The following is an 11,977-nucleotide window of genomic DNA, read 5'->3' on the forward strand; positions in this document are numbered from 1 at the left end:
AATCGGCTTCCAAAGCTGTTGCTATGGAGTAGGTTGTGGCAGAGGTTCCTCCCACTATTATGTGCTGCGAGGAGGATTCACTTGGATATAGCTTTAACGAAATGGAGTAAGTCGCCTGCGAAAAAGAAGCGAAGCCGCTTCACCGGATTATACTTTTGTCTGCCCTTATTGATTATTGTGTCTTTGTTTACGTTCTTCGGCATTTTTTACAATGTGTATATCGGTTTTTTTGAGTGGTCAGGAATTGGCAGTAAATCTTTTATCGGGATCGAAAATTATGTGAATCTTTTTAGTGATCCTAACTTCTATCAGGCGTTTGGAAATACGGTTTATTTTTTGATCATAACGATTCCCGTTTCGATGGCTCTTGGCTTGCTTCTTGCCACCTTGTTAAATGGAGTCTGGATTGCAGACGGGTTGTTTAAATCGATTTTCTTTTTGCCGCATGTTATTGCAGTAGTTACCATTGGAACGACTTTCTCAGGTATTTATGAACCCAATTTCGGACTGCTAAACCATATACTGCATTTCATTGGATTGAGTAGCTGGACGCATTCGTGGTTGTCCGATCCGGCGACTTCTTTAAATTCAATTGCGGTTGTGTATATATTCGCCAATACCGGATTTTATATGTTGATTTACTATACGAGCCTATTAAACATGGACCAAGAAATATTCGAAGCGGCAAAGATTGATGGGGCTGGGGTCGTAAAGCAATTTTTCCACATCATTTTTCCGATTTTGATCGGTACGCACATCACGCTGATGATCCTCGGCATTATTTTTGCTCTCAAAGTGTTCGACTTGGTTTGGATTATGACAGAGGGAGGGCCGGGAGGTGTGACGGAGCTCATATCGACGTATTTGTTCAGGGAATCTTTGCTGAAATATAAAACAGGGTACAGCTCAGCGGTTTCCGTCGTTCTGCTGCTTATCGCATTTATTTATACGGCATTTCAGCTGAAGGTATATAACAAGATTAGGAGGTAGAAGTATGTTCGTTCGACTGCAGCTAGCTGAAAAAATGACAATGAATCTCCTTCTCCTAATTTTGGCCGCGGTTTGGGTTATTCCCATGGTTTATCTTGTTATGTATTCCCTTGAGGGTGGCAATTGGGCGAACTATCAAGCTGTATTAAGTTTGGATTTGTTTCCGCATTTTCTGTTGAATAGCTTTATTGTATCCACTTCGGTCGTGCTGCTCCTTCTCATTTCGGTTTCGTTGGCCGCGTTTGGCTTCAGCAAACTGAAATTCCCGGGGCATGCCTCCGTATTCGCGATATGTCTGATCGGGCTTATGATTCCTCCAGTCGCCATGCTTGTACCTTTGTTTCAAACGATTAAAACTTTTCACTGGATCAATACGTATTTATCGCTGATCGGTCCTGAAGTCGCTATGAGTATTCCCTTTTCATTATTAATTGCTCGAAATTCGTTCGATGAGATTCCGAATGAGTTGTTGGAGGCAGCGGAGATGGACGGCTCCAATGCTTGGGGGAGATTTGTTCACGTTATATTGCCTTTAGCAATACCTGTGCTCACGACGATTGGAATTTTGGCGTTTTTGAATTCGTGGAATCAGTATTTGTTTCCGCTTGTTTTTATTAATAAAGAAACGATGCTGACCGTGACGATGGCTCCCAAATTTTTCATTAAAGAGTATACATCCGATTACCACAAAGTATTTGCGGCGCTGGTGTTAATTACGATTCCCATTGTGATTTTGTATATTTTCGGCCAAAAATATATGCAGCGAGGCCTCACGAGTGGTGCTATTAAATGAGTGGCAAAGCCAAGCATCGTTCGATCATTGAGTATGGCTAGGAGGTTAAGATGAGGGAACATAAATCGGAGCAAAAAAAACCGAATATACTATTTCTAATTGCAGATGATCATCGATTCGATGGTATAGGAGCGTACGGGAATCCGGTTGTGCAGACACCTATACTGGATCAACTGGCAGCTGATGGTGTTCTTTTTAATTCGATATATACGATGGGGGGACAAACAGCTGCACTTTGTGTGCCAAGCCGAGCTTGTCTGTTGACGGGTGCGAATGTCTTTAGTGCCACCATGTCGGAAAAGGTGGTTACGCTTGGGGATACGGAGAACCGCGATCTTTGGGCTCTCAATCCTGAGCTTCCCACTTTGCCGGAAGTCCTTCGCAGAGATGGGTATCAGACCTTCGGCATCGGCAAGTGGCATAATGGAAAAGAGAGCTTCGTACGAAGCTTTTCCGATGGAGCGAAGATTTTCTTTGGTGGGATGGGGGATCATATCGGTTTGCCCATACACGAATATGATACAAATGGTATATTTCCAGAGGAAGCGGCTTGCCCAAGCGATACGTTTTCTTCGGAGCTTTTTGCTGAAGCGGCCATCGATTTTATTCAAAGCTATGAGAAGGACGATCCATTTCTACTATATTTGGCATTTACTGCTCCTCATGACCCTAGGACTCCGCCACAAGCTTATCAAGAACTTTATCAGGTGAATGATATCCCGCTTCCTGCTAACTTCATGACCGAGCATCCTTTCGATAATGGGGAGCTGCATGTGCGTGACGAACAACTGGCTTCATTTCCAAGGAAGCCAAACGAGATTCGTCGACATCTAGCCGAATATTACAGTATGATCACCCATATGGATGCACAAATCGGTCGTATTTTGCAAGCCTTGGAAGCATGCAACCAGGCTGAACATACCCTAATTGTATATACGGCGGATCACGGTCTTGCCTTGGGCCAGCACGGACTTTTAGGCAAGCAGAATTTGTATGAGCACAGCATTCATATTCCTCTTATTATGCATGGACCTGGTTTGCCACAAGGTGTGAATGTTAGTGGACTTGGATGTCAAATGGATATTTTTCCGACGTTATGTGAGGTGATCGGAACTAGAGTGCCCGATAAGGTGGAAGGCAGAAGTCTGGTTCCTATGATATTCGGAGAAAAGACAATGATCAGAGAGAATGTGTTCTCTGCATATAAATATGTTCAGCGCATGATTAGCGACGGACGTTGGAAATACATTCGCTACTATCGTTCCGGGGAGACGGGATCGGATCAAATTCAGTTATTTGATTTGCTGAAGGACCCATGGGAAATTTGTAATTTGGTTGGAGACCCCGAACAGCAAGCTCGCATACGACAAATGGAGCAGGAATTATTGCAATGGCAGCGAAACGTTCAGGACCCAATCCTTCATTCAATGTCTTCTTAAATGAACCTTAGAGAGGTGAGCTGTTAATGAACCGTACGAACTTTCTGTTTCTATTCCCGGATACACATCGGGGAGACTGGATGCCATACGCTCCTCATATTTTGTCCGTTCTGGGCATGGAAGCATTACCGCTGCGTCTGCCCAATCTGGAAGCACTGATGAAGCAGGGTGTCACCTTTACGAAGGCAGTTACTTCTTCGCCTCTATGTGCTCCTGCCCGAGCCTGTCTCGCTTCCGGATTGCGATATAATAAAGCAGAGGTTACGGGCAACCATGAAGATTACCCGTTATCCCGAAAAACATTTTATTCGATCTTGAAGGAAGACGGCTATCGCGTCGGAGGAGTAGGCAAATTTGATCTTCATAAAGCAACACCATGGTGGGGGCTGGACGGCTGGATTGACGATCTTGGTCAGCTCGGATTTACAGACGCGATCGACAATGCGGGTAAAATCGATGCGATTCATTCAGGTAAAGAGTCCCCTCGTGATCCTTATATGAACTATTTATACAATAAAGGGCTCTCCGACATCCATCTGCAGGATATGACAGAGCGCGGTCAACGGACGAACGCGACAGATCTGCCGGACGAGGCCTATTGCGATAATTGGCTGACCCGTAATGGGATTCAAATGTTGAAGGATTTTCCTCAAGATCAGCCGTGGTTTCTGATGGTTAATTTTGTGGGGCCGCATGAGCCGTGGGATATTACGCATCGGATGAAGGCTGAATGGGAGAAGGTTCAATTCCCGAAACCGAATCAATGCAGCCTCCCACAAGAAACTTGGAATAGCATCAGGCAAAATTACGCCGCGATGCTGGAAAATATCGATCGCAATATAGGGCTGCTTCTGGATGAGGTAAGACGACGAGGAGAAATGGACAACACGGTGATTATTTACGCCTCCGACCATGGCGATATGCTGGGAGATTTCGATAAGTTCGGAAAATGCAAGCCTGAACGGGGATCCGTACATATTCCACTGGTCATTAGCGGTCCTAACATCCGGAAGGGTCAATACAGTAATGCGCTTGTAGAACTACAGGATCTGGCAGGCACGATCCTAGACTTGGCAGATTTAACGATGAAGGAAGCGGAGGACTCACTGTCACTCAAAAACATTCTATCTAGTGATTCAGGTACATTGCGCGAGACGCAAATTTCGGGTTTGGACGAAGGGCCTCAACATCCGAGCCAATGGCGCATGGTCTCAAGCGGAGAATGGAAGCTTATTGTGGAGAAGGACCAACTTGATCGTCTGTACCATATAAAATATGACCCATGGGAAAATCAAAATATCGCAGAAGATCATCCAGACATTGCCGCACAGCTTAAGGTTGCACTTCAATAACCCCTATCGGGATGTTATATGCATGGCTCTATGTGTTGCGGCTGCGGAGGCCAAAGCCGCTCCGCAGATTTGTTCTGTCGAAGGGCTGCGGCGAATGACGGATTTGCCTCCATAAGTTATATCCACAAACGAATAAACGTTACCTTGAGAGTGGAGGTAACGTTTATTCGTTTTGCTATGGATTCCATCGCATTCAAAACCTGGAACTCTCTTTGGTTGGTGGATGTTTATTCCCTATCGTATCGTTTTCTTGTAAAATACTGTCGAAAATATAGTATTTTTGTCGGCAATCTATTAAAATAAATAAGCATTTTTGTAAATTCTTCCTACGGAAGAGTAATCATACATTATAGGAGAGAGGATCTTGGAGACAGAGAGAAAGAGCAGAAGGCTGCTGCAAGTGCTAGTAGCTATTCTCGGTGCCCTACTTATTATGGGGAATGCACATGGTTCAGCAGCAAATTCAAATGTGGAGAGTAAGGAGATCGTTGATCCTTATCAGGTGTACACCTATGAATTGATGACACAACACATCGATCAGTTGGCAGCCGCTTATCCTGAATTGATCACGGTAAAATCGATTGGGACGACAGATTTTGGCAGGGAGATCAAGGCGGTAAAAGTAGGAAAGGGGGAAGCCTCTATTCTCATAGACGGTTCTCAGCATGCTAGAGAATGGATGGGGACGAACCTGATTCTTTATATGATAGACCGCTATGCATATGCCTATGAGCATAATATGAAATATGATGATTATCCTGTTCGTCAATTGCTAGATCAGTGTTCGATCTGGTTTGTACCGATGGTCAACCCGGATGGTGTGACGCTTCAACAAGAAGGGCTAAATGCTTTTCCAGAATCATACCATGCCTACCTCACCAGTATGAATGGCGGCAGCACCAATTTTAAACGCTGGAAGGCGAATGCATCAGGGATTGATATTAACCGTCAGTACCCTGCGATGTGGACCAGTATTCGCAATTCGCCTCGTTACCCGACATTCAAAAACTTTAAAGGCTCTGAACCTGTAGAAACAGTGGAAGCCCAGAGCATGATTCATTTTACATATGAGAGCGATCCGGAAATTGTCTTTTCCTATCATACCTCAGGTGAAGTGTTATATTGGCATTTCCATACGGCTGCCGAACACCTTGCACGAGATAAGAAAATGGCTGACTTCATAAGTGCTATGACAGGGTACGGCCAAGTCAAACCGGACAAAAATCCTTCGGGTGGTGGATTCACGGATTGGTTTATCGTGCAATTTGGACGACCTGGTTTTACCGCGGAATTAGGGCCATATCAAGAAGAAACTGAGCTGCCGCTTTGGACTTTTACGGATATTTGGGATCAAAATCAGTCGATCGGCTTATATTTGGCTTCAGAAGGGTACAAGCTGTGGTGGGAACGCTATCCGATGGAAATGATAGAGGAAAAAATTCAACTGCTTAATCCGGTACAGCTGTACAATCGTCCGAGCGATTCATTTCCTGTTGGTGCGGAGCTAAATGAAGCAAAAATTACAGCTGATGCGCGTCTGGGAGATTGGTACCGTGTTCCTACATGGCTCGGTCCGAAGTGGGTTCACCTGAGTCAAGCATCTTATCTTCATGGACATAGTGAGAGTTACGCCAACCGGATTACCCTGAAGGATACAACTCCGATCTATAAATCTCCTAATCCCGATGAGTCGCAGTTGCTTGGCCAATTGGATCCACAGGAAGTGGAAACCTTGGAGCGCTGGAATGACTGGATATTAATCCGAACCTGGTCAGGCAATGGATGGATACAGGAGAAGAAATAAGCCAAAGCTGAATTCGGACAAACCTTGTACTTTTTGAACGGGTTGGCAGCTGATTACATGCGAACTTACAAGTATTTTTATGCAAAATGGGAGGCATACAAGTGTTTATCAATTTAACCTTGCAATTACTTGATAAAGAATTGGAAAAGATTCAATTAGCGTTACTTCGAATTTCCGATGAAGCTTTGTGGACAAGACTGCGTGAGGAGACCAACAGCATAGGCAATTTATGTCTGCATCTGTCTGGCAACGAATATCACAATATAGCAAACAGTATCGGCGGGTATCCTTATGAGCGTGAGCGCTCGGTTGAATTTTTAGCGGAAGCCGGATATACATGCCGGGAGCTTTCAGAGCATCTTACCTCAGTCCGGGAACAATCACGTATTGTGCTCGCGGCACTTTCTGAGAGGGACCTCCATAGGGAGGTCAACATCGTTTATCCCTCAGGAGCGGGAATTGCTTCCTACTCCCGTTCAATTCAAGAGCTGCTCTATCACATGACGGTGCATTATTCGTACCACACGGGACAAATCGTGTACATCGCTCGACAAATTCAGGGGGAAAATGTCCACGTACTCAAATGGAGACATTAATCATAAATTTGTGTGTTCACATATAGGAAACGATGTTCAATTTATTTGTGAAATTAGCAGGAACTCCTCTATGGTCTGTCGAATAATGAAATGATTTATTTCAACCTTGAAACCTATTGGAGGGTAAACAGAATGAAAAAGGCATCACTCATCGCATTAACTGCGATAATTTGTGTGACAACAGTACTTGCTGGCTGTGGGAAAAAGGAAGCGGCACCAACAACGGGCAGCACGGCAGAGCCTGTTAAGGCTGAAGCAGTTTCGGTAGAGATCGGCATGCTCAAGCTGGCCAGCTCCGCCCCGTTATTTATTGGGATTGAGAAGGGCTTTTTTAAGGACCTGAACATTGATGCAAAAGCCAAATGGTTTGACGCCGCACAGCCCATTGCCGTAGCTACTGCAGGAGGCAGTGTCGATGTAGGTGCGACCGGGATAACGGCGAGTCTATATAACATGGTGGCCGGTGGTCAAAAGCTGCTTATTGTTGCGGATAAAGGCAGAGAGCAAAAGGGCTATTCATCAACAGCATTACTGGTTCCCAAAGACTCTTCTGTTAAATCGATCGAGGAATTAAAAGGCAAGAAGATCGGGATCACCCAAACCGGCTCCACTTATCATTACATGGTGGGAAGACTGCTGGAAAAGCATGGTTTGACGCTTAAAGATATCGAGCTAGTGCCGCTGAACAGCATCAAGGGCTTGATGGAATCATTGAAAAGCAAGCAGGTTGATGCCGTTATGCTGAACGAGCCGAACATCACTGCTGTTGTCAAGGAAGGCTATGGTAAAGTCGTGTCACAAGTAGGCGACGAGATGGACTACCAAACGTCCGGCCTGTTCTTCTCACCGAAGCTTGCGGGTAATAAAGATGCAGCTGTACGCTTTTTGCAGGCTTATGCCAAGGCAACTCGTTACTACTACGATGCTGTACTGACGCAAAAGGATGGCAAAGTCGTGCCTGGCGCGAATTATGATGAGGTTGTAAAAATTGTTGCTAAATATACCGATCAACCGGAAGAAATTGTGAAACAAGGCCTTCCTTACATGGACCGCGACGGTAAGCTTTTGGCGACAGATATCAAGACGCAGGTGGACTGGTATGCCAAAGAGAAGCTGATCGAAAAAGCGATTGACACTAGTGGTATCGTGAATACCGAGCTGCTGGACGAAGCCTTAAAGAAGCTGGGGAAATAACGTTATGAGAATTGTAGTCAATAACGTGGAGAAGCGGTTTATGGATGCCAAAAAGCGCGATATTACCGCTCTCCAAAACATCAACTTTACGATTGAGGAACAGGAATTCGTAGTACTTGTAGGTCCCAGCGGCTGCGGAAAATCGACGCTATTGAATATTGTCGGCGGTCTGCTCACGCCCTCCAGCGGCGAGGTTTATTTTGAGGGTGTGTCTTCTGGCAAGCCTCCGCGGCTCGGTATCGTCTTCCAGGAAATCGCACTTTTTCCATGGCGTACCGTTTATGAAAATGTTATTTTCGGTTTGGAGGAGCAGGGAGCCAGTAAGCAGGAGCAGCGCGAAAAGGGTAAGCACTTTATCGATATGGTGGGTCTGACAGGGTTTGAGTCAGCTTACCCCAAACAGCTGTCGGGGGGAATGCGCCAACGTGCGGGTATTGCGCGAGCGTTGGCTGTTGAGCCGGATCTACTGCTAATGGATGAACCGTTCTCCGCACTGGATGCTCAGACGCGTACGCTTATGCAGGAGGAACTGCTCTCTATCTGGAATCGCACGCGATTGAGCACCTTGTATGTCACTCACAATATTCAGGAGGCCGTCTATTTGGCTGACCGGGTTATTGTGCTATCCCGTCATCCGGGACAAATCAAGGAAGTGATTCATATCGATCTGCCGAAGACGGGTAGAGATCAGGAGCAGCACCGGGCTGCTTCTGAGCGGTATGCCAATGAAATCTGGCAGCTGATCCGGCATGACGCCCAAGAAGCGTTGAAGGAGGGTTAAGCCATGAATCCATTTTCCAAAGAAGAAAATATGAACAAAACACCTTCCCAAGCTGCGGAGCAAGGAAAGCAGCGGCATATCATTCGCAATCGCGTCTCATTTCTGGAGCAGAAAATACCGGGCTACGCATCCGTTCTCGGCATTGTCGGTTTATTGCTGCTATGGGAAGTAATCTGCCGATTGGAGCTTGTACCGCCGTTGTTCCTGCCGGCACCGACGTCTATTATTTCGGCAGGCTGGGATATGCTGATCAGCGGTGAACTGCACGAAAATGTACTTGCGAGTCTTTACAGAATCGCCATCGGGTATGCGATCGGCTCGGTATTAGGGATTATTGTCGGGCTGCTGTTAGGCTTTTCGCGTTGGATGGACGCCATTCTCACACCCATTGTGTATTCTATTTATCCGATTCCGAAAATTGCGCTGCTGCCCTTGATTATTTTATGGCTCGGAATTGGGGAAACGCCAAAATTTACGATGATTGCCCTCGGTGTATTTTTTCCCGTTGTCATTAATACCTTCTCAGGGGTAAAGAATGTCGATCCGATATGGATCAAAGCGGCGGTTACGTTCGGCTCCAGTCATTTGAACGTCATCCGTAAGGTCATTCTTCCGGGATCGCTGCCGATGATTTTTGCAGGACTTAAGCTTGCGGCGGGGACCTCTCTCCTGCTGCTTGTTTCATCAGAGATGATTGCCGCTCAGCAGGGCTTAGGCTCTATGATTTTACACTACGGCAATCTGATGATTACGACCAAGCTTATGGTCGGTGTTTTATTGCTCTCATTGTTGGGGCTGCTCTTTAATCGGGGGCTCCAGTGGTTAGAGCGCAGGCTGCTGCCATGGAAATAAGCTGTTAATGGATTAAGGTTAAAATGCATTTATCGTAATACCACATGTAAACAAGAGACACCGGTCCTATAAGGGACGGTGTCTCTTGCTCATTCTAAAGCAAAGGTGATACAAGACTGCTTGTTTCATCTTGAATCAAACAGGAGCTTTCATTGAAGCTCCTTCAGCTGATTAATCAGGCATAATCCAAACGATTTCACAAATTCGAACGAAGAAGGTTTTGTTCCGATTCATTAATATAACATGATCAGGCTTGCAACCTTGAACGATTCCTTCAATCCGACCACGGGTTGTTTCTATTACCACACATTGCCCGATTATGGATTGCAGGGTTTCAACCACACACGGGTCGGTTGGGTAGACGGTTACTGCTTGTGTTCCTGCTTGTTGATGATAGGGCACTTGATAATAATTCACAATATTCCACTCCTCTTGAGTTATCTAGCTCAACGTATGATATGCGAATGCCCATAAAGAGTGACATCATAGACGATAACCCACTTAATGATTGTGCAACAACCTGATGCTATATAAGATGAACCCAAGAAACACGCAGCGCCTTTTGCTGTCATAATGTTAGTTCATCTTAAATAGACGTTTTGATACCAGATGAATGCTGGAGCAAGACGGCTTGCCCCAATATGAGGTACCTATGAAGCACTTAGCGAGGACAGCGAATATCATGCATGGAACTCTGTGAATAGGGGCGTGAAAGGATGGGTTTACATTCATTGAAGGTGCAAATGCCTCAAAGGACGGATGGAAAAATATATCATATTAGGGAATTTACGTATGGTAATCCAGATATCAGGTCGTGGGGGGAAGGGAGTGTATTGAATATAGGGAAGTTCTGTTCTATTGCGGAAAAGGTCTCCATATTTTTGGGTGGCGAGCATCGACCGGACTGGGTTACGACGTATCCGTTTAGTACAGTAATGAATGAATATTCCCATATTCCGGGTCATCCCAGATCCAAAGGAAATGTGATGATCGGCAATGATGTATGGATAGCTACGGGCTCAACTATTTTATCAGGTGTAGAGATCGGAGACGGGGCTGTTATCGGGGCTTATTCCTTAGTCAGCAAGAATATTCCACCCTATGCGATCGTAGCGGGAAATCCTGCAAAAATAATAAAGTATCGTTTCAGTGAGGATACGATCCAACAATTATTGCAAATAAAATGGTGGGACTGGCCGCTCGATAAAATACAAGGGATGATACCTGCAATGCTCTCTTCAGATATAGACCATTTTATTCGATTATGCGAATCGGATTCATAATAAACCAATTAACCTGTCTATGCCAAGATTAGAGGTTCTAGGGAGCGACTGCTCTTATCAGCCGAAATGGGTGATAACGAACCAGATACGACGAGTGCTATAAACGCAAATCAGACCTGCATCATTGAAATGATGCAGGTCTGACCATTAATGTAAGAGGAGGGTATAAATAGAATACCAGTGGTTAATTAAGTTAACCTTAATCACTCCTGAAGGTTGTGTTAATTTTTCCGCACCCTTGACTCAGGAACAATAAACAATCTATGGTAAGAATTAGGAATAATTTTAAGGCAGGAGTGATACTCATGAACAAAATCCGATTAGTTAGGCCTTCCATGGAATACCGTGAATTATACTTGTCGTTCTATGACGAATGGAAGAGCAGCGGTGAACACATCGTACCCTGGGTTGTTCGAAAGGACCCCAGTGATTTTAAGGTTCTGCTGGAATCTCTTTATTCGGAAGATAGCGAGGAGAAATTGACCAATCCCAGTTGGGTGCCTCATTCGACCTACTGGTTATTGAACGAGGAAAACCTGCTTGTAGGCGCGGCAAATATCCGCCATCGCTTGAATGAGGAGCTTATGAACAGCGGCGGCCATATTGGCTATGGAATAAGCCCCTCCCATAGACGCAAAGGGTATGCTAGTGCTCTATTGGCCCAAACGTTACATATCATGAAGGCGATGGGCTTGAATAGAGTGCTGTTAGTATGCGATAAGGGCAACATTGGTTCGGAGAAGACCATTTTGAGGCATGGCGGTGTGTTTGAATCCGAATTTATCGAGGACGATGGTAATATCGTCAAAAGGTTTTGGATTGGATAACACCTCAGAGAAGACGATGCAGCCATTCATAAAAAGACGCTAAGCCCTTGAAGGCTTAGCGTTGAG

General features: G+C 45.3%; 12 protein-coding genes. 11 read left to right on the plus strand and 1 reads right to left on the minus strand.

Features of this window, described 5'->3' with window-relative positions; translation table 11 throughout:
- The first annotated feature begins 81 nt into the window (after positions 1 to 81).
- From BM210_RS28615 to BM210_RS28655, 9 genes are all read left to right on the plus strand, one after another.
- Positions 82 to 990 (plus strand): carbohydrate ABC transporter permease, encoded by a 909-nt coding sequence (locus BM210_RS28615; RefSeq protein ID WP_091175840.1) that lies wholly within the window; start codon positions 82 to 84, stop codon positions 988 to 990.
- Positions 991 to 994: 4 nt separating this feature from the next.
- The gene (locus BM210_RS28620; RefSeq protein WP_091175841.1) at positions 995 to 1,783 is read left to right on the plus strand and encodes a carbohydrate ABC transporter permease; all 789 of its coding nucleotides are present in this window, start codon (positions 995 to 997) and stop codon (positions 1,781 to 1,783) included.
- A 50-nt stretch (positions 1,784 to 1,833) separates the two neighbouring features.
- On the plus strand, positions 1,834 to 3,222 hold the full coding sequence (locus BM210_RS28625; RefSeq protein ID WP_091175843.1) for a sulfatase family protein: 1,389 nt from the start codon (positions 1,834 to 1,836) through the stop codon (positions 3,220 to 3,222).
- A 26-nt stretch (positions 3,223 to 3,248) separates the two neighbouring features.
- Positions 3,249 to 4,574, plus strand: coding sequence for a sulfatase family protein (locus BM210_RS28630; RefSeq protein ID WP_091175844.1), 1,326 nt, complete (start codon positions 3,249 to 3,251; stop codon positions 4,572 to 4,574).
- 364 nt (positions 4,575 to 4,938) lie between these two features.
- Positions 4,939 to 6,378 (plus strand): M14 family zinc carboxypeptidase, encoded by a 1,440-nt coding sequence (locus BM210_RS28635; protein WP_256224116.1) that lies wholly within the window; start codon positions 4,939 to 4,941, stop codon positions 6,376 to 6,378.
- A 101-nt stretch (positions 6,379 to 6,479) separates the two neighbouring features.
- The gene (locus BM210_RS28640; RefSeq protein WP_177238055.1) at positions 6,480 to 6,974 is read left to right on the plus strand and encodes a DinB family protein; all 495 of its coding nucleotides are present in this window, start codon (positions 6,480 to 6,482) and stop codon (positions 6,972 to 6,974) included.
- 132 nt (positions 6,975 to 7,106) lie between these two features.
- Positions 7,107 to 8,168, plus strand: coding sequence for an ABC transporter substrate-binding protein (locus tag BM210_RS28645; protein ID WP_091175847.1), 1,062 nt, complete (start codon positions 7,107 to 7,109; stop codon positions 8,166 to 8,168).
- A 4-nt stretch (positions 8,169 to 8,172) separates the two neighbouring features.
- Positions 8,173 to 8,949: an ABC transporter ATP-binding protein gene (locus BM210_RS28650; RefSeq protein WP_091175849.1), complete on the plus strand. Its 777-nt coding sequence runs from the start codon at positions 8,173 to 8,175 to the stop codon at positions 8,947 to 8,949.
- 3 nt (positions 8,950 to 8,952) lie between these two features.
- On the plus strand, positions 8,953 to 9,801 hold the full coding sequence (locus tag BM210_RS28655; protein ID WP_256224117.1) for an ABC transporter permease: 849 nt from the start codon (positions 8,953 to 8,955) through the stop codon (positions 9,799 to 9,801).
- 171 nt (positions 9,802 to 9,972) lie between these two features.
- Here the strand turns inward: BM210_RS28655 and BM210_RS28660 are convergent, their stop codons facing one another.
- Positions 9,973 to 10,218, minus strand: a complete 246-nt coding sequence (locus BM210_RS28660; protein ID WP_256224118.1) for a DUF2642 domain-containing protein — start codon at positions 10,216 to 10,218, stop codon at positions 9,973 to 9,975.
- Positions 10,219 to 10,517: 299 nt separating this feature from the next.
- Between BM210_RS28660 and BM210_RS28665 the strand changes: the two genes are divergently transcribed.
- Together BM210_RS28665 and BM210_RS28670 are read left to right on the plus strand one after the other, a co-directional pair.
- Entirely contained in the window at positions 10,518 to 11,084 is a 567-nt protein-coding gene (locus tag BM210_RS28665; RefSeq protein ID WP_091175851.1) for a CatB-related O-acetyltransferase, read from the plus strand.
- A gap of 305 nt (positions 11,085 to 11,389) precedes the next feature.
- On the plus strand, positions 11,390 to 11,911 hold the full coding sequence (locus BM210_RS28670; RefSeq protein WP_091175852.1) for a GNAT family N-acetyltransferase: 522 nt from the start codon (positions 11,390 to 11,392) through the stop codon (positions 11,909 to 11,911).
- Positions 11,912 to 11,977 lie beyond the last annotated feature (66 nt).

Origin of the sequence: Paenibacillus sp. 1_12, from assembly GCF_900114475.1 — a bacterium.
Taxonomy (GTDB): Bacteria; Bacillota; Bacilli; order Paenibacillales; family NBRC-103111; genus Paenibacillus_S.